This is a genomic window from Ktedonobacter racemifer DSM 44963 (assembly GCF_000178855.1).
Classification (GTDB): Bacteria; Chloroflexota; Ktedonobacteria; order Ktedonobacterales; family Ktedonobacteraceae; genus Ktedonobacter; species Ktedonobacter racemifer.
The window spans coordinates 1,359,101-1,381,437 of sequence record NZ_ADVG01000003.1 but is presented as its reverse complement, the minus strand read 5'-3'; the positions used below and the strand labels follow the sequence as shown (position 1 = coordinate 1,381,437).

The window sequence follows — 22,337 nt, the reverse complement described above, 5'->3', positions numbered from 1 at the left end:
TTCAATGAAGCAGAAGCGCGCGGATATGAGCGGTTGGCATCACGTTATCAAGAGCAGGTTTTTGCAGCGAGAAATTAACGATGCAGCCTTTCAAGGCTATGCAAGCCTATTCTACTTTGATGAGGTCGATGCTCCATTATGGATGCCGATAGCTGGAGAGCGGGTCTGCGTGGTCAATAACGGCTACTCCTGGCTACAACTCTTTCCCCAGGGATCAAACCATGTCGCCACGATTACATTCGATACGCAAGACAGAGTTCATCATTGGTATATCGATATAAGCAAACGCACATACATGGACGAACAGGGAATGTTGTGCTATGACGATCTGTATCTGGACCTGGTCTTCCTCCCTGGTGGAGAAGTTGAACTCCTCGACGAGGATGAATTGAACGAGGCCTATGCGCAAGGCATTATCTCAACTGACGAGTATAACCTGGCCTGGAACGAGACCAGAAAGCTCATGACGCAGCTCGAAGAACAACGATTTCCCTTGCTCCCACTGGTTGCGCATTACAAAGCTCGCCTGGAAACTCAAATCAGTGTATAGCATACACGAATTTTATTGTAGAGAAGAGAAATATATGCGTAACAAACCAAAAATCCTACTTTTCGACGTTGATGGCGTGCTCGCCATTGGTGATCACTGGGGCAAGCATCTGGAGCGGGATTATGGCATCACCAAAGCTATGACTCAGGAGTTCTTCACTAACAAATTTGGCGCATGCATTATTGGCAAGGCTGATCTGAAAGAAGAGCTTGCGCCATACATACAACAATGGGGCTGGAGAGGGACAGTTGATGATCTCATAGCTTACTGGTTTCGCGCCGAGCATAACATCAATGAGCCACTCCTGGCCTATATCCAGACGCTCAGGGGTCAGGGCACAGCCTGTTACGTGGCGACGATGCAGGAGCAATATCGCACCGCCTATATCCTGCAAGAGATGGGCTTCGAGAAGCAATTTGATGGCATATTCTCATCGGCTTTTATCGGCTATAAAAAGACCCAGCCAGAGTTCTATGCTCACATTCTCAAGAAGCTAGAAGTAACGCACGCCCAAGAGGTCCTTTTCTGGGATGACAGTCCAGCGAATGTAGCAACAGCCCACAGCGTTGGCTTGCAGGCCGAGGTGTACTCCGATTTCGCTGATTTTACCGAGAAGATGCGGCTCTACTCTGACAAATAACAGTAACTGTGATATGATAAGCTGCACTAAAATCCCGACGCTACTAAAGCACGCATCTACATATAATGGCACGAGGTGTGTCGCTCCATTATATGTAGATGCGTGCTTTAGTAGCGTCGGACAGGAGCACGATATGGACTTAGAACAGCTCTCCGCAGCGGTAGAGGGCGTCTCGCAAACCTATGCTGAGCGCTTTAATATCGAGCGCGACACGACATGGTTTGTCTTGAAGCTACAAGAAGAGGTTGGCGAGCTCACACAAGCCTATCTCATGCTCTCGGGCCAGGCCCGCACCAAGGGCAAGTCACCCGAGGAAATCCAGGCCGACTTCCGTAAAGAGCTCGCCGACGTCTTCTGCCAGACGCTCCTGCTCGCCAGGCACTACGACATAGACCTGGAGCACGAAATCGAGGAGAAATGGCTGCGCTGGACTAAGGCTTAGCATAAGAGAAACGTGTTCCCAGCTGGGATACACGCTTCTCTTATGCTAGAGCTTAAAGCAGGCTGGCAATTTCAATGGGAAGCCCCTGTTGCTCGGCAGATGCGATGGCCGCGAACATGAGGGCCAGGGTCTTCAGGTTATCTCTTCCCGATGAGCCTGGCTCGCTTCCCAAGCGTATCGCCTGGACAAAGGCAGTGAGGCTGCCCGCGAAGTCAGTTGGCACCAGGGCTGGTGACTCGACTGGGGCCAGCTCTTCGCCGAGGCGGCGCACAAAAATATTGTTCGTCACCCCACCGATCTCGCTGCGATCATTCCAGATCAGCTCGCCATCGGTAAACTCCATGTGCCAGTCGCCAGTCCAGGATGTTGGTTGACCAGGGCTGACCCAGCTTCCACGATAGGTGACGACCGCGCCACCGTCAAAACGAATAGTGGCCGCAGCGGCAGGCGGCTCCACAAAGCGGCTCCAGGCTGGATTCCAGCTTGTGCAGGAGATACTAACCGGCTCCTGCTTCAGGACATAGCGCATCAGGTCAAAGTGGTGAATCGACATGTCCGCCAGCAGGGGCTGCCAGATATGATAATGGCGGTTAGTTTCTACAGGTGCTCTATTGGCATAATGGCGGAAGTCGACAGTGACAGTTCCCAGCTCTCCGAGGGTCTTCTCTTGCACATACTGCCTGGCCGCCAGCGCTCGCGGAAAGAAGCGATAATTCTGACTAATCATCAGGATGCGCTGCTGCTCCTGCGCCAATGTGACAAGCTCGCGCGCCTCCTGTATGGTTGGCGCGAAGGGCTTCTCCATCAAGACATGCTTTCCCGCCAGGAGTGCCGTCCGGGCGCTTGGCACATGTCCTGCCAGGCTAGCGGTGATGAGCACAGCATCCGCTTCATACGCTTCTAGAGCGGCCTCCAATGAGGAGAAACAGCGCTCCTGCGGTAACGGCCACTTCTCAATGGCACGCTGCAATGCCTCCTCTACAATCTCTACCCACGCCACCACCTCGACCTCTGTATTTGAGTTCAAAACCGTGCGAAACCAGTGACCACCAATTCCTCCCAGGCCAACTTGAATTAGACGCAAAGCCATTCCAGGTCTCCATCCTCTCTAAAATAATGTAACAAACATCATCATCATAAGTTCAGAGCAATTGTAGCTTCTCCAGGCCCATGTAGGCGCCCGCAACATCCGTCATTTTGCCACTTCTCACATGGAGCCTGAAATCCTCCAGAGGCATCTCGACCACCCTGACGAACTCGTGCTCATCGAGCGCCGGTTCCTGAACCTTGACACAGTTGCGCGCGACAAAGTTATGCTTGAGCATCGTTGAGTATGCACAGTGCCAGCACGTTCCCGCCAGTTCAAGCTCACCGCGATAGCCCGTTTCCTCCAGCAGTTCGCGGGCAGCCGCCTGCGCGGGATCCTCACCCGGTTCGACCCCTCCACCAGGCAGATCCAATAAAATCTCTTCCGGGCCAGGCCGAAACTGCTGTACCAGGAGCACTGTGTTGTGTGGGGTTAGTGCCAGGACACAGGCCGCGTGAGTCTCATGTTTAATCTCAAAATCGGCCTCGGCACCATTGGGAAGGAGATAAGCCCTGCGGAGAATATGACGAAAACCGGCAAAAACCTTGGTCTCCGCACGCTTTTGCCACGGCTGAATATTCAAAGGCATAACCTCGTCTTTTTTGCCTTGATTATATCATCTAGGCCCTTACAGCGATGTATGAGAGAGCTAAACTGTATTTAGCTCTCTTTGCCGTAGACACTGAATGTACCACATTCCTGAAAACCAATGCGGCGATAAATGGAGATACCCATTGGAGATGCCGATAACACGCCGGTAGTATAGCCACTCTTCTGCGCTTCCTGCAAGGGCGCCAGAGTCATTGAACCGCCAATCCCCTGACCTCGATAGTCTGACAAGGTCACAACATGGCCAACGGAAGCGGCTTCCTCTCCCAGGAATAAGTCGGAAGTAGCAACCGGTTCCCCGTCAATGGTTCCAAGATACAAACGTATCGGACCTTGAGAATATAAGTCTAGGCCTGAATAAAGAGCAAAGCACTGCTGAATAAGCTCTTCTGGGCAAACAAAGAGCCAGACACGTATCCATTGCAGCAATTGCTCCGGTGTAGTTACTGGATGGATAACCAGGCGCGATGATACCGGGATATCCGTGTGCATTTTACGCAGGTCTAAGGCCATAATAGGCTCTGTCTCTACGTGCGCCAAACCATGCTCTTCTAAGATCTGTCCTAAATTGGCTGGACGAGAGGAGGGACCAACAAACCATAGAAACGGCAGATGCTGCTGCTGAAAATAGCCATAAACATGCTCAATAGCACCAGAAGTGCTTTCTGGTTCAAGCTGTGTCTGCAATACACCATTAAAGCCATCCATCGGGCTACCAGTTGTATACCAGAGTATGCCAGGGTCATCATAAAATATTGTTTGAGGTAGATGACTAAAGAGCTTGCATTGAGCGATGTTGTTAGCATCATAGGCCAGCGACGCCTCCAATGGCGTGAGATCTTGCGGGATAGTACTCACAAAAATATGCGCCTTTCTCCTGTTGCAGATGCTATTTTCAAGCTTTAACTGTCTCAAAAAGCTAAAATGTAATAAACTAGCATTTTACTTTATATTATCCCAGGAAATCTAGAGAAGCAATATAGGTTATACATGCGACCTTTTCGAAGGTAGAGCTAAACAAAGAGCGCCTGGAGGCCCCACAGGGCGAGCATTCCCACCACAATCGTCAGAAAGACATTGCGCGTTCGCCAGGCGATAAGGGCGGCGAGAAGGCCCGCCAGCCAGCGCGGATTGTGCAGAGAGAGATCTACGGCCCCACTCGGGAGCAGAAGTTGGGGTACAATGATAGCCGTGAGCACCGCTATCGGCACGAAGCGCAGGGTTCTGAGCGCCAGCGCGGGCATCTCCACCCGTCCCAGGCCCAGGATAAAGCTCAAGCGCAACCCATAGGTCAGAAGACCAATTCCAATAATCAGCAGCCAGATCGTCATCTCTTCAGCTCCTTGTCGTCTCTCTCCTCCAGAGAGGTCGAGGGGATATGCTCGCTCTGCTCCAGAGAGGTCGAGGGGATATGCTCGCTCTGCTCCACGCTCTCCTCAAGTGGAGCTTTCCTTTTCATCTTTTTCTCAAGCAGGAGGCCAAGCAAGATGCTGGCAAAGGTCGCCACCAGCAAGCCAGAGTTGAGGGGTAAATGCGCCGCCAGCACCGCGACCAGCCCGGCAACCAGCGCTACAATGACTTCTACCCGCTCTTTGAGCGCCGGGACCACGAGGGCGATAAAGGTCAGCGGTAAAGCGAAGTCCAGCGACCAGATTGCGGGAATATTTGCCCCCAGGAGCATCCCCACCGCGGTACTCGCCTGCCAGATACTCCAGAGCGTCAACCCTGCCCCCAGAAAATACCAGTGTTTATGAGGACTCTCATCCCGCTGCTGGAAGCGGGTAATAGCGATGGCGTAGACCTCGTCGACCAGGAGATAGGCCAGGAGCAGCTTCCAGCCTGTGCCCAGGCGCCGTAGGTGGGGCGCGATGGACGCGCTATAGAGGGCGTGGCGTAGATTGATGATGCAGGCGGTCAGCAGGATAATGCCCGCTGGCAGAGCTGCGCCTAACAGCTGGACCGTCACAAACTGGGCCGAGCCAGCGAAGACGATAGATGACATGGCCTGGGTCAGAGCCAGCGAGAGGCCAGAGCTACGCGCTGAGACGCCATAGATCAGCCCAAAGGGCAGTACGCCCATCAGGATCGGCAGCGTACTTCTGATGCCTGCGAAAAATTCGGAACGTGATGTTTGCATATCCCTATTCTAGGGCATATGGCGGGAGACCGTCTTGAACGTTCTTGCTATCGCTGGCAGGCACGCGCATACTGCCCCGGCGTCACACCGACCAGGGCTTTAAAGTGGCGCGTCAGATGGCTCTGGTCGCTAAAACCAACGGCACCCGCCACCTCCGCCAGGGGCATCGAGGACGCGATAAGGCGCTTGGCACGCATCACACGTAGCTGAGTGAGATAGCTATGGGGAGGCAGACCCACCGTCTCGCGAAAGACGCGCAGCAGGTGAAAGGGGCTGAGTTGCACCAGGCTCGCCAGTTGGTCCAGCGAGACATTCTCCGTGGCATGCTCTTCAAGATAGGTTCGCACATGCTGAACAATCGAGCGGCCTCCCCTGGTGGGACGCTCAATGAGGCGGGTATCCGCGTGGCGCATCACCAGGTGCGCGAAGGTCCAGGTCAGCCTGGACTCCCGCTCCAGGGTGGAGGGCGAGCTCGCCAGCGCCAGGTGAAGCTGAGCGAGCATGCCGGCCAGCATAGGATCATGGATTACAGGCGAGGGGAAGAAAGGGACATCCAGCGTGGGTGCCTCGTCCGGCGAGGCCGCCCGCTGGACTAGCGAGACATCGGGATAGAACATGCGATAGCTCCAGCCCCGCTCAATGGCCGCCTCACCCGTATGGACCTCGCCCGGATTGACAGCGACCACCCAGCCCTGCGGAGCGATATGCGAGCTTCCACGATACTTAAAGCGCTCGGCCCCCGACTCAATCACGCCAATGGCATAGCCCTCATGCGTATGCGGAGCAAAGCTATGCGTCACATACGTCGCCTGCAACAGCTCAAGATCATTAAATGCCGGGTCACGCCAGAAAGTAGTCTTTTCTTCTAAGCCCAACCCGGCCCCCTGGCGTCTCTTCTCCACACGCGTACTCCATCTGAGAGAAAGGGAAAACAGAATCTTTCTTCTAGAGCAAAGTATAGCAGAAAAAAAGGATAATCTCGCCCCTGATTAGAGGCAATCTTGAGCGACACAGCCATTGTGCATATTTAATGCAACAAATCTACTTAATGTTTTACAATGTATTATTTACATTAACACGAAATATGTGTATACTCCTTGTAGGGATTCTATAGTGTGCTTTTGTCAGAAGTGTACTTGAACTCTTCAAACAGGAGAAAACAACCATGACAATGCAACCTTCCCCAAATCCTGGCCATTTGCTTCAGGATGTAGCAGCTTCCTTGTCTTTAACAGATCAGCAAATTCAGCAACTAGAAACGCTCAAAGCGAAACACCACCTTACCACATCGCCTCTCACATGCCAGAAAGGAACATATACAGCTTCATTGGTCAACGGGACGTTTACTAAAAGCGGCTCATATACGGTGCTCTGGGCGCATATTCACGCGGAAGTAAAGATTACTGCTCCTCAAGACGGCTCTGTATATGCCGTTGAAGTGAAAGATGGAGACCAGGTAGTATACTCTGCGCAGGACATACAGGTGGGTCAGGCGCTCACCTTTGACTATGATCCCGGCTTCTCTATAGATGGGAGCATCACGTTACAGTGCACGAGTGATCCGCAGAAAACTGCCAACTTCACCATCGAAGGCGAAGGGTGCCTCGGATAGAAAGTTAGTAGAATAGAACACCATGCGCAAGCAGGAGCAATAGACTATAAGCGTCTACTGCTCCTGCTTGGGAAAACAGAATCTTTCTTCTAGAGCAAGTATAGCAGCAAAAGAGGACAAATACGATGAGAGAGAAGCCAGCGAAAGCGCAGGATCAACGCGACTGGTCACTAGCAGAGGAAGTGCGCGATTTTTGTGACTAAGATATCCATATCAAAGGGTTTTTCGATGAAAGCATCGGCACCCGCTGCCTGCACAGTCGCTTTCACATTAGGATAAGCAGAAAACATGATGATAGGGATCGCCCTGGTCTCCTCCTGGCTTTTCAGGTGTCTGGTGACCTCTCGTCCATCTCGACCCGAGAGAAATACATCCAGCAGGATGAGGTCAGGCAAGGCATCCTGCTGCAATTGCTCCAGTGTCTCTGTCTTCGTTGTGACGAGCACTCGATAGCCCTCCATGGAAAGCAGGTCGTGCAAAAAGTCGAGAATGTCGAGATCATCATCGACCACCAGGAGTGTTTTCTGTTGACTTTGTCTACTCTGCATTTGGCTGCTTCATCCTTTCACGCTCTTCCTCCTGAGAGAGTACCTGGCTTTCTCGCTGCATAAGGGGCAAGCTTAGAGAAAAGATGGCTCCTTTGTTGCGCTCACTCTCGACCCAGAAGTGTCCTCCATGTCGCTTGACAATTTCTTGTGAGATGGACAGGCCAATCCCCATACCTGGATAGGTTTTCTCCTCTTGATCAGTGACCCGATAGAAACGCTCAAAAATTTTCTGGTGATGTTCTTTGCTAATGCCCAGGCCAAAATCCTGAACGCGGATCAGCACCTGCTCCTCAGTTGTGCCCAAATGGATAAGAACGGTGTTGGCGTTGGGCGAATATTTAATAGCATTCTGGAGAAGATTTATCAGCACTTGCCCCAGGCGATCCGGGTCTCCAAACACAGTGGCTCGAGCCTCTCCTTGCACAAGCAATCGATGGGTCTGCGTCGTCTCCTGCACGTCCTCCACAATCTCTCGTACCAGGGTATCCACGTCTACCTGCTCTTCTCGGTAGATCATTTGTCCTGTCTGCATCATAGAAACATCCAGCAGATCGTTGATGAGCTTGGTTAACTTCTCGATTTGTGCATCCATGCGGGCAAGATATTGCAGTATTTTTTCATTTCCCTGTTGCGACATTCCCTGTTGTGAGAGGAGTCGTTGTACCAGGCTCAGAAAGCCCTTCAGACTGGTCACTGGGGTTTTGAGTTCATGGGAAGCCATGCCGATGAAGATGTCTTTGCGCTGCTCCAAGGCTTTGCGTTCACTGATATCGAGCACGAAGCCGATACAGGTCTGAGTGTGCTCGATGCAGGTCAGGGCCATGAATATCGGGAGAGCCTTCCCACTTTTATGCAACAAGATGGTTTCCTGCGGGTCAGAGGAACCATCTCCAGCGCGTGCAGACTGAATGAGTGGGCGAAGGAACGAAGCCGGAAAAAAGGGGGGCGTCATGGCATAGAGCGCTTCTGCCTGCCACTCATCTTGGGTATAGCCCACCAGATCCAAGAAGGCTTGATTGGTTTCCAGAAGCCTTCCCGTCTCATCTGCAACAAAAATCCCGATCAAATTTGAAGCAAAGAGTCGCTGCGACTTCGCTTCTAAGCGCCGCTGCTCCGTGATATCACGGGCGATGGTCGAGGCACCATGAATCACGCCGTCTTCATCCTTGATGGGAGAGATCGTAACGGAAACCAGGAGTTCCTGGCCATCTTTGCGTACACGCCGGGTTTCAAAGTGATCTACCCGTTCACCAAGGCGAATCCTCGCCATGATCTGCTCAAATTCCTCGTATTGATCCGGCGGGAAAAGCCGGGTCACATGCGTTCCAATCATTTCTTGGGCCGTATAGCCATAGATGCGTTGGGCGGCGCTATTCCAACTGGTGATAATGCCTGAGAGAGTTTTGCTGAGGATGGCGTCATCAGACGAATCCACAATGGCTGCCAGGGCCCGGAGCCGCTCTTGTGCGGCCTGGCTTTCCGTGATCTTGACCTGTAAGGTGTTGGCCTTCTGTTGCAGCAGTGTAAAGGTCCGTAACCGTTCCTGTTCAGTGAGCTGGCTATAACTCGTAGGGGGAACGAGATGGGAGTGCAACTGGCAAATGTGAGTGAACGCTGCCTCATGCTTCCTTCCATCAAAGTCCTGTAGGGGGTACGCGCAGAAAAGGGAAAAGGTATACCTCTGGCCTAACGCGTTCCAGAGTTCTTCCAGGCGAATGGCTGCCGCCTGCTTCCCCTGTGCCCACAAGAGCGCGACCATTTCCCCAAAGATACGCACGCGGCGGCCTCCCTGCGTTGCTTGTTCGATGAGCGGTCCAATCACCTCTATGAAGCGGGTCGAATCTGGCTGCCCATCGACGAGGAAGCGCGCCATGGTTGTGGCGGCATCTAAAGGGATATAGGTCCCAGTGGCCACGGCCTGAGCCAGATCGAAGCCAACGGCTTGCAAGTGCTTCTCCAGGTGTTCGTGGTGGGATGGCGTCGCGACGACAATGCAGCTGTCCCCTGTCCGTAAACTATTGCCGAGAAATGCGCTGAGCATGGTGATGAGTGAGGCGTCGTGCTCACTAAAGCAAACAACATGCGTATGGCCTGCGAATGTGTGCTCAGAGAGAGTATTCTGTCCTGTTGATGAGATATCCAGAGGAGTGAGCGCCCAGTCATGTTCATGCATGAGCCGTGATTCTGCATCGTTGTCTTGCTGGGGCGTACTCATTTGATCTTGTAAGTCCATTCATATTACTCTCTTCCCGCACCCACTCAGAGGGTCTTCTCGTCTGAGCCTCTGAGTGGGTGCGGGAAGAGCACAGAGGCGGATGATATGTTCACAAAGACGAGGCGTGAGAGGTGGTTTGCTCCTGATCCTCAGCTTGATGCTCCTGTTGTTGATACAGGAAGACCAGAGCAGAGAGGCGTTTGGCAAAGGAAACCACCGTTCCATCTGGGCGCTTGAATGCTGTCGTTCCAGGATGCACAGGATCATGCAGATGGACACGAACAGGAAAATATCGCCCATCCCGACGCAGAATATCATAGCCATCAGGGGACGGGATCGCCGCTCCTCGGGGAGCACGCATCGTCTGGTTCATCGCAACGCCTCCTGCTTTTAGGGGTCAAATATCACTCCTACTTTTTCTACGTAGAAGTAGGAGAAAAGGTAACAGAAAGTAGCATTGTCAACTTATCAATAAAAGGAAGAGTTTTTCTAGAAATGGAGAAAGAGAAAGCAAAAGAGTGGTAGCAAATAGTGGAGTGCTATGCGAATGTTTCATTCCTAATGGAGTTGTTTTAAGGTTGGGTAGTGGATCACATGAAGCTGATGGCCCTTTCCAGATTATAGCGGTGAAGAAAGAGATCCAAGCAGGCAGTATGCATGAGAGGAGATTTAGAGAATGAGAGCGTTTTGCGAACAAATCTGCCAAGACGCTGCCGGAGTGTATTATTCCATCGCTCGACATGGGCAGTTTCACCTGTCTCTTTGCCCACTGCTGCATGTTGCTTCTCGGGAATGATTGCTTGATATGCACTCCAGAAATCGGTATAGCAATGCCCAGAACGATACATTTCTGGAATAGCATTCCACAGCTCTCGGCAGGTATTCTCGCTTCTGTCTCCAATAGCTCGTGCAACAACTTGCCGAGTCTTTCGGCAGAGAGCAATCCAAATCCAGACTTTATTGGTCTTCTGTAAGACAAATGACCAAAGTTCATCTCATTCAAGTAGAGTTGCTTCTAGGTCATTTGCATTGGGTACAATGAGCGTTTCACTCAAGGGAGGCAAGTCCGCTGCTTTTTTTTAACCATTTCGCTACTGAGTAGCGCGAGACACCAAATGTCCGTTCAATCCCTCTTAAACTACTCCGCTCTTGATACGCTCGCAGTATCTCTTCCTTGCGTTCCTCTGAATACTCACGAGGCGAAGGATTTTCCCGACTATACCGCTTACACTCCTGGCAGAAGTATCTCTGTTTTCCATTAGGTGCATGCCCATTACGCACCAATTTTCCACTTTCACAGTAGGGACACCAAAGAGTGATCGTGACCATTTTCATTTCTCCTGCTCGCCTGTTTGATCTTCTCCTTTCAGTCTATCAGCTCATGATTATCCACCACCTAAGGTTGCTTGATAGCGAAGAGAGCATGCGCGATGGCATGCTCTCTTCGCTAGATTCACCAGGCCCTCAGGCTATTTCTGCTGAAGGTAGGGTGACATCTTCAACATCTGCCTGCTGACCAGCGGACGCAGGAGCGGCAGGATAAGGGCCACGGCTCCTTTGGGGCGGGTCGCCTCCGCCACGTCGCGCATGATCTCGTCAAAGGTATGACGTTGGTATTGCAAGAGCGCCTGGCTCTCTTCAGTATCGAGCCAGTCGGTGCAATAGGGCTTGCTATCGGGCGCGAAGGCTTCGTCGGGTGGAGGCTGAAGACCAATTTCGCCAAGCGTGCGATAGAGGTAGTCACGATAGCGAATCTGGCACTTAGGACCGCCACCAATCAACCAGACCTTGCCCCAGATGGGACTATGCATACCATTGGCGATTGCCAGGCCCACATCATGGGTGTGAACCACCTCCAGGCGTGTGTTCAAGGGAATGGTATACATGATAGGATGCATCTGACGTGCCTCTAACGGAGGCACATCGCCAAAGCGGTAAATTGCCCATTCCAGGTTAGAGGTTCGCAACATCTCTTCGCCCTCTAGTTTATGCCTGGTATATTCGTCGGTCGCCATAACGGGATCGGTCAGGCGGCGCGGCGGCTCCTGATCCTGTGTGGGCCCAAAGACATCCAGGCTGGAGCTAAAGAGGACCTTCGGTGGCTGGCTCTGTGCTTTGGCCGCCTCGATGACATTGCGTGTTCCCCCAACATTCACCTCCTGGGCCAGTTGAGGGTTCTCATCCACGGCAGGTGGAATGATATAAGCCAGGTGAATGACAGCCTCCTGCCCCTTCACAGCCTCAGCTACGGCCTGGGCATCGCGGATATCGCCCCAGATAATCTCGGCTTTGCCCTCAACAAGGTGGGCCTTCTTCTCCGCCCCCTTCGACTTCAGATCAAAGCAGCGAACCGTTTGCCCCTGCTCGATGAGCGCCTGCACAGTGCTAAAGCCAACGTTACCAAAAGCTCCAGTAACCAGAATACGCATAAATATAATGATTCCTTCTCTTGTTATTTTCACAGATACTGTATTGCTAATGCTATCCCAACGTGCTCCCATAGCGAGACTGCGAATGGGACGTAGCATTACGAGCTACGTTATTGAGCTCGATGATAACCGGATCAAGCGGAGTACCAGTGGTAGGGAGATGCATATTAGTCATCGTGCCCGTCGCGACAGCCTGGTGTAACACACTCGAGACCTGATAGGCAGCCTGGCGCGTCACGATAAGCATGTCCGCGTCGCTCTTCATACGTTGCATGCGATTCAGAAGGTTATTGAGTGAACCAGCGACATTCCAGAGCGCATGCCCCTCACTCAGGTTCACACGCACACTCAGATCACCGTTGCTAATACGCGCATGCGTCTCCGCAATCTTCTGGAAGCCTTCTTCAAGTTGCTGCTTCTGCTGCACCTGTGTCCGAACATGTAGCGCGAGTTCCTGCTGCAACGAGACAATCTCTTCAGCGCGGTCAGCGCGGTGAATGGTATTGATCAAGTTGCGCATAATGACATATGTGACACTCCGCATCGGCTAAAGCCGAGCAGCTTCTGACACTGTGCCGTAGTCGGGTTCGTGAGACAGGTGGCGTAGCCACTACTCAAAGTGAACCCGTAGTTGGGACGCAATATCTGGGAGAGACGCGCCCATCCGGCGCCTTCTCCCCTGGGGGGTGCCATCCCCGTTGGCATGATCTCCACGCCTGGCCGCAGGGAGAGATGGTCCCATCTGGCGTTTGGCATCCTGGGAGATCCCAACACCTGAGTCTTTCGACTCCCTCTTCGCACGTTGCGAACGAGCATGAGGCTTTTCCTTCAAAGGTTCTTGCGTACGCTCGATCAAGCGTTGTCCGATTCTCAAACTGGCATTTCTGTCGGCATGATCGCGCATCTGGCATTGTGGGCAGAGACAGAGCGCGGCACCGGGGGTGTAGCCTTCCACAGGGTGTCCCTGATTATAGCGAATGACAGCAGCGTGACAGCGATGGCATTCTCTGCTCGTATTGCGCGGATTCACACGGCAGGTGATGATGCCGCCTGCATTCCAGGCTTTGTACGTTGCGTAGCGGAACATGCGCCCTTTCATCCAGTAGGCGCGTTTGGTATTGCTCCGGCGCGAATACGTGCCCTTCTCCGGTTGCAGGGTGCCCAGATGTTCAAAAACCAGGATGCTCGCCTTGTGCTCGCTCGCGAACTGGACAATGCGAGCGCTCACCAGATGCGCGATCTGTTCGTCCACGTGCCTGATCTTCGCCCAGAGATCGGCATTGTCCTGTTCGTTTTCCGCGATGAGACCAGTCTGTGATCGGTTGCGTGCAATGCGTCCAAGCAGTTGCTTCCTACAGCCCGATACCGCTGCGCCATTTCCGATGAAGGAAGTAGCCAGGATGGTGCCGTCAACTGTCTGGACGCTGCACACAGCGAGATGCTTGTCGAGATTGAGATCCACCGCGCAGAGACGTGTCTGGGCGGTGGTGAGTTGCTCTCCGCTCTTTGCGGGAGCCTCGAAGGTCTTCTCAATGGGAGTATGTAACCACCAGCGATCCCCCTTGCGAACAAGCTGTGGACTGCCCATCGCGTACCCATCGGGGAGATCGCGACTGAGGATGTGTACTTTGAGCCAGGACCAGCACGAGCCGGTCCAGACCTTGAGCACGATACAATGCATATGACGCTCACGCCAAAGGCTTGCGTAGAAGGGAACCGACTTGTTCCATGATCGGGGTGGGACTGGTGGTCGCTCCTTGAATGGCTTCTTCTTCCCTCCCAATCTCGTCTGTTTGGCTTCGTGTTTCTGCTTCCGTGCTCGCCATGTTTTGAGGGAGGAGGAAAATGCGCGGGCCGAACCAAGGGCCGCATTGATGGCAGCACGTCTGAACATCGCCGGGATATCTGGCGCGAGATCGGTGAGTGGCATGATCGGATGGGGGTTCGCACCCGTTCCATGGGTGAGTTTCTCCAGGGCCGTGAGGGCCTCCTTATTTTTGAGGGCCAGAAGACCTTCGTGTGCCTGGATACAGTCGAAATAAAAGGCCACGACGCGATTGAAGAGGACCTGGTTTGCCGCGAAGTAGGCAGCATACTGCGGCGGATAGTGCAACGCCTGCCTGATGGTTTTCGTGGCTTTTGCCATGTTCAGGACCTCCTCTCACAAAATATATGCTATCTCTCGTAGAGAATACTATACTGATTTGAAATTGTCAAACATGTGTTCTATTAGTGCTATGTTTGATAAGGGCTCAAGCCCAATAACACGCCTCATCACGGTCTAAAGAACCGTGGCTTGCGGAGGGCTAAAGCCCTATCCTGTCAGGAAGATAAGAGCTTGTCATTACAGGTGACAGGCGCATCTGGCTGGGGATCGACCAGGCCTGCACTAGATACATGTGTTAGTTGGTTAGCCTGGATTGAAAGCGGTATTTCTGCAATCGCACTGATGAGAGCGATAGATAGAGCAATTAAACCCCACACGAGAAGCTTGCGCGCTTGAGAATATCCGGTCTGTGCTTGCATCCTTGCCTCCTCATTGATGCATACGAGTTACTATCGAATTTATAGAATGTTGAGCGACCGCTCTGGGAGCCTTTAGCATACTCTGTTGCATGGGTTTATGCAATGTTTTAAGCGTGGATACTATGCTTCTACTTGAAGGGTTTGAGCCAGGTTGATGACTTAGCATTTGTGTTGGAATAGCCAGCCTTACCAATCAAAATCCATGCCAGCAGGAACCACAAGATGGGACCCGCTCCTGACGTACGTGGCTACTCTCGCTCTGGAGAGTAGCCACGTACGTCAGGAGCGGGCCTATATCGTTGTGAGAGTAATAGCGACGATCACGATGTTTGAGTTGTTGGGCAGGGTGAGGCTTTTCACCGCTTTGCCGTTGTTGAGCACGATAGTGTAGTCAAAGAGGTGGATGTTGCCGTATTGCGCTGAGGAGGGTCCCCAGCGGGTATCCTGGGCGACGGCGAAGCGCTCATAGGGCTGGGGCGCGGAGGCGAACCAGTCCGAGAGGGAGAGGTTTTGCGTGGCAGTTGTGTTGTCGGTATAGGTAAAGGGCTGATTCACCTGGTTCCCGTTGATGGCTGTCCCCAGGATGTGTACCTCCTGATAGGCGTTGTTCGGGAGATTGACGCTCACATTGGAGCCGCCCCGCAAGACGTTGTTGGCGCCCGCCTGAGTTGGTCCAATCGAGTAGCGGTGGTAGTTGGCGAAGACAGATGTGCCAATGGTGGATTTGAGCGCATCGCCCACGCCATCCAGGTTCGCATCCCCCGCGGAAGTTCCGATACCTCGCAGACTATAAGGAAGGGAGACGCTTGTGTCATGGATGGTCGGCTGGACATATACTCCGCGTTCGGTCAGGCGCTGGGCGCTGGGGCTATAGTCCCAGAAGACGCGGAACTCGTAGTGGTGCCCACTGACGGCACTAAAGTTGAGGGGGAACAGCTCATCGTTGGCATTGTAATCGGTCGTCACGTTTGCGTCCGCCTTTACCAGCCCAGGCCTCGGCAGTAGTGCGACAAGACATATGCTTAGTGCTTATCCGAAAACCTCTACATTGACCAAGACCAGTGAGAAGATAGTTTCTTCTCCTCTTTTTTGTGCGCTCAGCATTCTCTGAAGAGGGGCGGTTTGAAAGTGCTTATTTTGGTCCCCGTCGATCAGAATTGAGCAGGCCGCGTTCTATTGCGAGAGCAACGGCTGAAGCGCGCGAATCCACTCCGAGTTTGGTGTAGATACTGGCAAGATGGGATCCAACTGTGCGGATACTGATACCCAAACGAACGGCTATTTCTTTGCTGCGTTCTCCGCGCGCTACTCCCTGAAGAATTTCTCGTTCGCGCTCGGTCAGTTCCATGCCCTCGACGTTGCCAAAAGAAGGCGCTGCATCTTTCGCTTGCGACGACGTCAGCGCAAACACACGCGCCAACATTTCCGGTTGGAGGAGCATTTCACCGCGCGCCGCCGCTTGGATCGCATGAAAAAGCGTTTCACGATTGGTATCTTTCAGAAGGTAGCCGCAGGCACCTGAGCGGAGTCCACGCACCATCAGATCATCTTCGTTGTATGTGGTCAGGATAACCACCGCAATTTGCGGCCAGGCGTTGCGGATATGCGCAATGGCTTCCAACCCATCCATGCCCGGCATCCGCAAGTCCATTAGGACCACATCTGGCTGGAGTTCCTCCACCACGCGCAGCGCGGTTGCGCCATCCGCCGCGTCTCCGACCAGGGCAAATCCTTCCCCTGCCAGTTCCAACATCATACGCAAGCCCTCCCTGACCACCAGGTGGTCATCGACGACCACCACGCGAATGACCTGTGGCTTATTGCTCATCACGTATGCCTCCATCTGTTCCCAGAAGGTGTAAGCAAATGGTGGTTCCCTTGCCGAGAGCGCTGATAATCTGAAGTTGCCCTTGCAGCAAGCGTGCGCGTTCGCGCAATCCAAGCAAACCATAATGACCGGCCTGCCGCACCGCAGCTTCCGGGTCAAAACCGATTCCATCATCCCCTATCTCAAACGTGAGTCCCTGTTGATCGCAGTTTGCGCAGACCCACGCACGTGTGGCCTGCGCGTGGCGAGCAATGTTCATTAAGCCTTCAGTAACCAGGCGTAGAAGATGCTCCTGCAAAGCAGGTGGAAGCAGCAGTATTTCCGGCAGAGAACAGGCACAGGAGATACCAGTAGCGGAAGTAAAGCGTTGGATTTCGACCTGGACCGCCTGGGAAAAGCTCTGCGCGTCCTGCGTTTCGGCACGCAAATCCTCAATCGCTGCGCGCGCCTCTGTGATCGTTGCCCGTGCGCGCGTCATCGCCTGTTGCACGATGGTCCGCGCCTGATTGATCTGCTGTTTGAGCAACAAGGCATCGATCGTCTCCAGTTGCATCGTCAAACCAACCAGCCCCTGGGCCAGTGTATCGTGGAGTTCACGCGCCAGGCGCTGGCGCTCGGCGATCAGCGTGAGGTCTTCCACCTCCACAGCGTATTCCTCCAACTGCTCATGCGCAGTCTTGAGTTCCGCGTGGGCGATTTCCAGTTCGCACAGGAAGGTCTGGTCTCGCTGGTGCGCTCGACCCTGCTGGATAGAGAGCAAGACACACGCAATGACAAACAAGATTAGCGTTGTACTCCCAGTTACGGCGTCGATCAATTTATTCACAGACCCGCTCCCATGCCCAAGTATGGACACGATCTGCGTCCCTTCGGTCAGGCCAAAGAGCAGCAGGCAGCCGCCTCCTACCAGGATCGTCAGGCGAGCTTGCCTGAACAGCGTAATGGCCTCAATCGTCAGCGCAAGGCACAGGCCAACGATCGCATCCCCCGCCTGGGCCAGAAAATAGATCAACAGCACGAGTATGCCTTGCCCCAGAAAAGAGAGCAGGAGATCCCGGTTTTTGCGTAAAGAGAAAGCTCCCCAGTGTAGCCCAGCATGCAAGATCATCAGGAGAGTGAAAAGCGCTAAGTTGAACTGGGGATTATTCACCATTCCCTGTGGGATTTTGTCTGGATACAGGTTCTGGATTGGCAAAGCTGTTTGCACAACTTGAATATAGACCAGCCCTACCCATAAAAGGAGGAACCAGCGTAAGGGAGATGTTTGATTGATGCTGTTCATGCGTGTTTTCTTCCGTTGCCTGATCATGCCCTGGCTCTCTCTCAAAAACGCTTCTCAACCAAGGCTTCTTCTGGTCTCGTGCTGCCTGGCACTTTTGCAAGTATAGCATGACTGGTGGAGTAGCACTACGGTTCTTTCGGCAGAAGCGGTTTGCCGAAACTACCTAGACTCCACTGTCTCTTTCGGCAGTTTTTTCTTGCCTGGTTTACCGAGACGCGCGCGCCGGAAGTGCCGATGTCACGGCGCTCCGCAAACAAGTAGACTGGTTTCTAAGAAAGAGACGTATGTACAGCATTGCTGGCACTTTGCGAGAGAGGAGCTAATGGATGACAGAAGCAATACTGCTGGCTATGTATAGAGATGAAGGAAGATTCTGGTTTATGAAAATGAAACAGGGGTCGCTACTCACACGAGACGGTACAGACAAAGGACAGGTTGAGGCCGTGCAGGTGTGTAAAACCTATGATACAGGCAGCGCATCGGTCCAGGCGCTCCAAGGGGTGAGCCTGCGAATCCAACGTGGAGAAGTGGTCGCAATCATGGGGCCAAGTGGGTGTGGCAAGACAACCTTGCTCAACTGTCTGAGCGGTCTCGATAGTGTGAGTTCAGGCACGATTAAGATTGCCGGGCAGGATATCCGCGGGCTTTCCGACCGGGAGCTTACGGCGTTTCGCGCCCGCGAAATGGGTTTCGTGTTCCAGACCTACAACCTGCTTCCGGTCCTGACCGGGCTGGAAAATGTTGAGCTTCCTTTGCTGGTGAGCGGAGTTGCTCCCAAGGAGGCCCGTACACGAGCCAGGGCAAGCATCGAACTGGTCGGCCTTCTTGACTGGGCGCGGCACCGCCCGGCAGAGATGAGCGGAGGTCAGCGCCAGCGCTTTGCCATTGCTCGCGCTCTGGCCACCATGCCCTCGATTGTCTGGGCCGACGAGCCAACCGGGGCGCTAGACAGCGCGACCAGCCAGGAGATTATTGACCTGATGTTGCACCTTAACCGCGAACATGGCCTGACCTTTGTCTGGGTGACGCATGCCATGGAAGTAGCACAACAGGCCCATCGCCTGGTGACCATGCGCGATGGACGTATCGAAGCGGATCACTTACTGAAAGCTGAAAGCTCCGCGTTGGCAACGCGGGCAACGCTGCCATTAAGCAGTGCAAAGCAAGAGAGCAGGCGAAACGATGAATAATCTATCTCCGACCACACTTGCCCTGCTGCTGGCCGGGCTTACCGCTGGCATCTTGCTGGTCGTGCTGAGCCTGGGCGCCAGCAACCCCATCCTCTGGCGACTGGGACTGCGCAATGTGCTGCACCGCCCCGGCCAGACAGTGATTATGCTGGCAGGTCTGATGCTTGCGGCGGTCTTTATTACTGCCTCGTTTGGGCTACAGGATAGTTTCAACCAATCGATGGTATCCGATCGGCTCATGAAAATGGGCAATGTAGACGAGGCAGTGAGTGGCACATTCACCCAGGCCCAGGTCAACGAGGCCCTCGTGCATCTCCAAAGCATGCCTCAGGTGCAGGCAGCGACTGGCATCTTTTACATGCCGCGTGGCGCGAGGATTTTCTCCGCGCGCACCGGGCTTTCTACCAACGACCAGTATCTCTACGGCATTTCACCCGCGTTTGATCAGGTCTATGGCCCGCTCACCGATACCCAGGGCCGCCGGCTGCACTTTGCGGATCTCGGTCCTAACGACGCTTTTGTGAGTAGCACCGTGGCCCGTGATGAACATGTCCAGGTAGGAGACCGGCTCCAGGTTGCGCTCTTCGGCCAGAGCAACGCCACGATTGTGGTAACGGTCCGGGCGGTGCTCTCTACAGACCTGGCAGTCACCGATGGCGAACTGGAATTCGAGGGATCCTACCCGGAGATCATCATGCCGCTAACAACTGTTCTTCCGTCGCTCGCGCAGCACCATCTGGCCCAGCCAGTGCCCAATGTGCTCTGCGTGAAAAATATCGGGCAGGGAGGACTGGATGATATTGGCCCTGATGGCAGGCGTGGCCAGCCTGTGCTCGATTACCTGGCGCATTTTTTTCACGCCGCACCCGACGCGCGAGGCTTCTTTCCCACGTATTTCGATTCGACCATTCTTCATCCACTCAAGCCCGATATAGCGGAGAGTCAAGGGGATTTCTCCCCGCTTGATAATAAGAGCGATTTTATCGCGTCGCCTGCCGCGCGCCAGTTTTCGCTGCTGCTCCCTACCTTCACCGCTTTGCTGGTAGGCGCGGGTATGCTTCTGCTGGTGCTGCTGTGTCTGCTCCTGGCGGCCGAACGACGAGGAGAGCTGGGCATGAGCCGTGCGATCGGTTTACAGCGCCAGCACCTGGTACAGACGTTACTGATAGAGGGCAGCGGTTATGCGGTGATTGCATCTTCGCTTGGGCTGCTGCTGGGGGTTGGGGTGGTTGCGCTCGAACTGGCGGCGCTCTCCCAGGTGCCAGCTGCTGGAGTGCTTTCCAGCCATATCGCGTTGCACTTATGGGTAAGCTGGCCAGGACTACTGAGTTCATGGTGCCTGAGCGTGCTCACGATGCTGGTCGTCGTGTTCATCACGGCGGTCTGGATCAGCCGCACCAATATCGTGGCAGCGATCCGCAACCTGGACGATCCTCTGCCCGCCCATGCAGCCCTCGGAACGTTGTGGCGCTTCCTCTGGTCCACACCACGCGACGAGGCGGGCCAGCCGTTGTCCGAAACGACTGCGCGCCGTCTGTCTCGCCGGGGGAGCGCGCTGCTTCGCTTGCTCTGGGAGGGTTTTCTACGTGGCCCTCTCTGCCTGCTCATAGGTATTCTCCTCTTCCAACTGGTTGGAGCGCAGTTCGACAGCGGCTGGCAGCAGCTGAGCGTCACCTTGCTCATTGCTGGCGCCGGGCTGTTGGTAAACTGGCTGCTGCCATTGCTCAAAATCCTCCCCCGACTGGCCAAGCGACTGAGCGTGAGCCTCATCGGAGTCGGTTGGCTGGTCTATAGTATCTGGGTAGGGAAAGACCTCTTGCTACTTCTGTTTGTATCCGATGTTTCGGCTTTAGGAACACATCAATTGAACAGCCCTTCTTCTTTCGCGGTCTTGCTCAGCCTGCTTGTACCAATCTTAGGCACTGTCATGCTGGTGATGAGCAATGCTGATCTCCTGGTCAGACTGCTGACGCTCCTCCTGCGCCGGGTGCGCGCCCTGGCTCCTGTGAGTCGGACCGGACTGGCGTACCCAACCACTTTCCGCTTTCGCAGTGGCGTCACCGTTGCGCTGCTCGGTCTGATTACCTTCCTGATCATCCTGGTCGTCACCAACAATCTAAGCAGCATTCAGCAGTCCGGGCTGCAAACAACCACCGGAAATTTCCAGCTTGAGATCGACGGGACGGACCTGGATGCGGTAGATCCAGCGCACACCACGAACCTGAATGCGCCGCTGCTCGCTACCCCCCAAACGCTGAGGCAAGAGATTGCCCTGGCGACACTCGTGCGTTTCGCGTACGATCCGCACAACGCTCAGCCGATTCGTCTCTCGCGGCCGGGAAACCAAGCCTATCCCTTCACACACTTTCCAGGCGCTCTGGTCGTCGATACGACATTCCTCTCAGACACGACCATGCCATTGTTCGCGCGTGCTCAGGGCTACGACTCGGATCGCCAGGTCTGGAACGCGGTTCGTGATCAGCCGGGCTACGCGGTGCTGCAGTATGTCGGGAACGTGGGACTGCCGGCAAATCAGGGCTTTGAGCCTTTCTCCGTGAAGGTGCCGGAGAATGGAGATCCTCATGCGCCTTACCGCCAGGTCAAGGTGATTGGCCTGATACCGTCGAATGCCTATTGGGGAACTCTGCTCTTTTCCGAGAAAACAGAGGCAGCTATCGGGGCAACTCCCTATGACCGCTTCGCCTTTTATTACTTCCGCCTCCAACCAGGCGTGAGTCTGGTTCAGGGAGCCAGCGCGTTGAATAACGCTCTCCAACTGAGTGCACACGGCATTGCTCTGAATTCTCTGGAGCAGGACACCCTGGATGCCTATACAGCCAGTCTGACGCTCTTTCTTGCCGCCTATCTGGCGATGGGGTTACTCTTTGGTGCCTTCTCCATTGGCGTGATCACCAGTCGTGCTGTAGTGGAGCGGCGCCAGCAGATTGGTATGCTGCGAGCGTTGGGCTTTTCACGCGCCCTGGTGCGGCGGTCGTTCCTTCTGGAAGCCAGTTTTGTGATCACCTTAAGCCTGCTGGCAGGCTCCCTCCTGGCCTGGTGGCTCGCCTACCAGATTACACGCCAGGCATCGCAACAGTTCCCTTTCCCACTTGGCCCGGTGGTCTTGCTCCTGCTTGGGAGTTACCTCGTGGCCTTATTGTGTACGGTCCTGCCCGCGCACAGGGCCTCGCGTGTGCCACCAGCCGAAGCATTGCGGTACGAGTGATTTTTGAGAAGAAATG

The 22,337-nt window shown here is 54.1% G+C and carries 22 protein-coding genes and 1 pseudogene; 6 read left to right on the top strand and 17 right to left on the bottom strand.

Annotated elements, in window-relative coordinates; translation table 11 throughout:
• Positions 1-4: 4 nt before the first annotated feature.
• The 3 genes from KRAC_RS35010 to KRAC_RS35000 all read left to right on the top strand — a co-directional run bounded on the left by KRAC_RS35010 (position 5) and on the right by KRAC_RS35000 (position 1,632).
• On the top strand, positions 5-550 hold the full coding sequence (locus KRAC_RS35010) for a ribonuclease FAU-1 family protein (protein ID WP_007915610.1): 546 nt from the start codon (positions 5-7) through the stop codon (positions 548-550).
• Between the two features lie 34 nt (positions 551-584).
• Entirely contained in the window at positions 585-1,190 is a 606-nt protein-coding gene (locus KRAC_RS35005) for an HAD-IA family hydrolase (protein WP_007915609.1), read from the top strand.
• A 133-nt stretch (positions 1,191-1,323) separates the two neighbouring features.
• Entirely contained in the window at positions 1,324-1,632 is a 309-nt protein-coding gene (locus KRAC_RS35000; RefSeq protein ID WP_007915608.1) for a nucleoside triphosphate pyrophosphohydrolase family protein, read from the top strand.
• A 52-nt stretch (positions 1,633-1,684) separates the two neighbouring features.
• Here the strand turns inward: KRAC_RS35000 and KRAC_RS34995 are convergent, their stop codons facing one another.
• The 6 genes from KRAC_RS34995 to KRAC_RS34970 all read right to left on the bottom strand — a co-directional run bounded on the left by KRAC_RS34995 (position 1,685) and on the right by KRAC_RS34970 (position 6,367).
• Positions 1,685-2,722, bottom strand: a complete 1,038-nt coding sequence (locus KRAC_RS34995; RefSeq protein ID WP_007915607.1) for a Gfo/Idh/MocA family protein — start codon at positions 2,720-2,722, stop codon at positions 1,685-1,687.
• 52 nt (positions 2,723-2,774) lie between these two features.
• Positions 2,775-3,308: an NUDIX hydrolase gene (locus KRAC_RS34990; protein ID WP_040445555.1), complete on the bottom strand. Its 534-nt coding sequence runs from the start codon at positions 3,306-3,308 to the stop codon at positions 2,775-2,777.
• A gap of 71 nt (positions 3,309-3,379) precedes the next feature.
• On the bottom strand, positions 3,380-4,186 hold the full coding sequence (locus KRAC_RS34985; RefSeq protein WP_007915605.1) for a GNAT family N-acetyltransferase: 807 nt from the start codon (positions 4,184-4,186) through the stop codon (positions 3,380-3,382).
• Positions 4,187-4,341: 155 nt separating this feature from the next.
• Positions 4,342-4,659 carry an AzlD domain-containing protein gene (locus KRAC_RS34980; protein WP_007915603.1) on the bottom strand — a complete coding sequence of 106 codons (318 nt, stop codon included), beginning with the start codon at positions 4,657-4,659 and terminating at the stop codon, positions 4,342-4,344.
• Positions 4,656-5,465 (bottom strand): AzlC family ABC transporter permease, encoded by an 810-nt coding sequence (locus KRAC_RS34975; protein ID WP_007915602.1) that lies wholly within the window; start codon positions 5,463-5,465, stop codon positions 4,656-4,658. Before KRAC_RS34975 ends, KRAC_RS34980 begins: the two co-directional genes overlap by 4 nt.
• Positions 5,466-5,512: 47 nt before the next feature.
• A complete protein-coding gene (locus KRAC_RS34970) occupies positions 5,513-6,367 on the bottom strand; it encodes an AraC family transcriptional regulator (protein ID WP_007915601.1) in 855 nt (284 codons plus the stop codon).
• Positions 6,368-6,630: 263 nt separating this feature from the next.
• Here KRAC_RS34970 and KRAC_RS34965 point away from each other — a divergent pair, with 263 nt between their 5' ends.
• The gene (locus KRAC_RS34965; protein ID WP_007915600.1) at positions 6,631-7,077 is read left to right on the top strand and encodes a hypothetical protein; all 447 of its coding nucleotides are present in this window, start codon (positions 6,631-6,633) and stop codon (positions 7,075-7,077) included.
• Between the two features lie 170 nt (positions 7,078-7,247).
• On the opposite strand, the gene KRAC_RS34960 is transcribed toward KRAC_RS34965, so the two are convergent.
• The 11 genes and pseudogenes from KRAC_RS34960 to KRAC_RS34910 all read right to left on the bottom strand — a co-directional run bounded on the left by KRAC_RS34960 (position 7,248) and on the right by KRAC_RS34910 (position 17,905).
• A complete protein-coding gene (locus KRAC_RS34960) occupies positions 7,248-7,625 on the bottom strand; it encodes a response regulator (RefSeq protein ID WP_007915599.1) in 378 nt (125 codons plus the stop codon).
• Positions 7,615-9,858, bottom strand: a complete 2,244-nt coding sequence (locus KRAC_RS63130) for a PAS domain S-box protein (RefSeq protein ID WP_007915598.1) — start codon at positions 9,856-9,858, stop codon at positions 7,615-7,617. Before KRAC_RS63130 ends, KRAC_RS34960 begins: the two co-directional genes overlap by 11 nt.
• 91 nt (positions 9,859-9,949) lie before the next feature.
• Positions 9,950-10,213 carry a hypothetical protein gene (locus tag KRAC_RS34950; protein WP_007915597.1) on the bottom strand — a complete coding sequence of 88 codons (264 nt, stop codon included), beginning with the start codon at positions 10,211-10,213 and terminating at the stop codon, positions 9,950-9,952.
• A 217-nt stretch (positions 10,214-10,430) separates the two neighbouring features.
• Positions 10,431-11,169, bottom strand: a pseudogene (locus KRAC_RS80720) (IS1 family transposase).
• Between the two features lie 140 nt (positions 11,170-11,309).
• The gene (locus KRAC_RS34940) at positions 11,310-12,269 is read right to left on the bottom strand and encodes an NAD-dependent epimerase/dehydratase family protein (RefSeq protein WP_007915594.1); all 960 of its coding nucleotides are present in this window, start codon (positions 12,267-12,269) and stop codon (positions 11,310-11,312) included.
• Between the two features lie 52 nt (positions 12,270-12,321).
• Complete coding sequence (locus KRAC_RS34935) at positions 12,322-12,813, bottom strand: hypothetical protein (RefSeq protein WP_007915593.1); 492 nt, start codon at positions 12,811-12,813, stop codon at positions 12,322-12,324.
• Positions 12,814-12,879: 66 nt separating this feature from the next.
• Positions 12,880-14,415, bottom strand: coding sequence for a zinc ribbon domain-containing protein (locus KRAC_RS34930; protein WP_007915585.1), 1,536 nt, complete (start codon positions 14,413-14,415; stop codon positions 12,880-12,882).
• 176 nt (positions 14,416-14,591) lie between these two features.
• Complete coding sequence (locus tag KRAC_RS34925) at positions 14,592-14,795, bottom strand: hypothetical protein (RefSeq protein ID WP_007915584.1); 204 nt, start codon at positions 14,793-14,795, stop codon at positions 14,592-14,594.
• A gap of 291 nt (positions 14,796-15,086) precedes the next feature.
• Positions 15,087-15,761, bottom strand: a complete 675-nt coding sequence (locus KRAC_RS34920) for a hypothetical protein (RefSeq protein ID WP_007915576.1) — start codon at positions 15,759-15,761, stop codon at positions 15,087-15,089.
• A gap of 166 nt (positions 15,762-15,927) precedes the next feature.
• Positions 15,928-16,623, bottom strand: a complete 696-nt coding sequence (locus KRAC_RS34915) for a response regulator (protein ID WP_007915574.1) — start codon at positions 16,621-16,623, stop codon at positions 15,928-15,930.
• Positions 16,613-17,905, bottom strand: a complete 1,293-nt coding sequence (locus KRAC_RS34910; protein WP_040445554.1) for a sensor histidine kinase — start codon at positions 17,903-17,905, stop codon at positions 16,613-16,615. The genes KRAC_RS34915 and KRAC_RS34910 overlap by 11 nt, the downstream gene beginning before the upstream one ends.
• Positions 17,906-18,285: 380 nt before the next feature.
• Here KRAC_RS34910 and KRAC_RS34905 point away from each other — a divergent pair, with 380 nt between their 5' ends.
• Positions 18,286-19,095 carry an ABC transporter ATP-binding protein gene (locus KRAC_RS34905; protein WP_007915557.1) on the top strand — a complete coding sequence of 270 codons (810 nt, stop codon included), beginning with the start codon at positions 18,286-18,288 and terminating at the stop codon, positions 19,093-19,095.
• The gene (locus KRAC_RS34900) at positions 19,088-22,321 is read left to right on the top strand and encodes an ABC transporter permease (RefSeq protein ID WP_007915555.1); all 3,234 of its coding nucleotides are present in this window, start codon (positions 19,088-19,090) and stop codon (positions 22,319-22,321) included. The genes KRAC_RS34905 and KRAC_RS34900 overlap by 8 nt, the downstream gene beginning before the upstream one ends.
• Positions 22,322-22,337 lie beyond the last annotated feature (16 nt).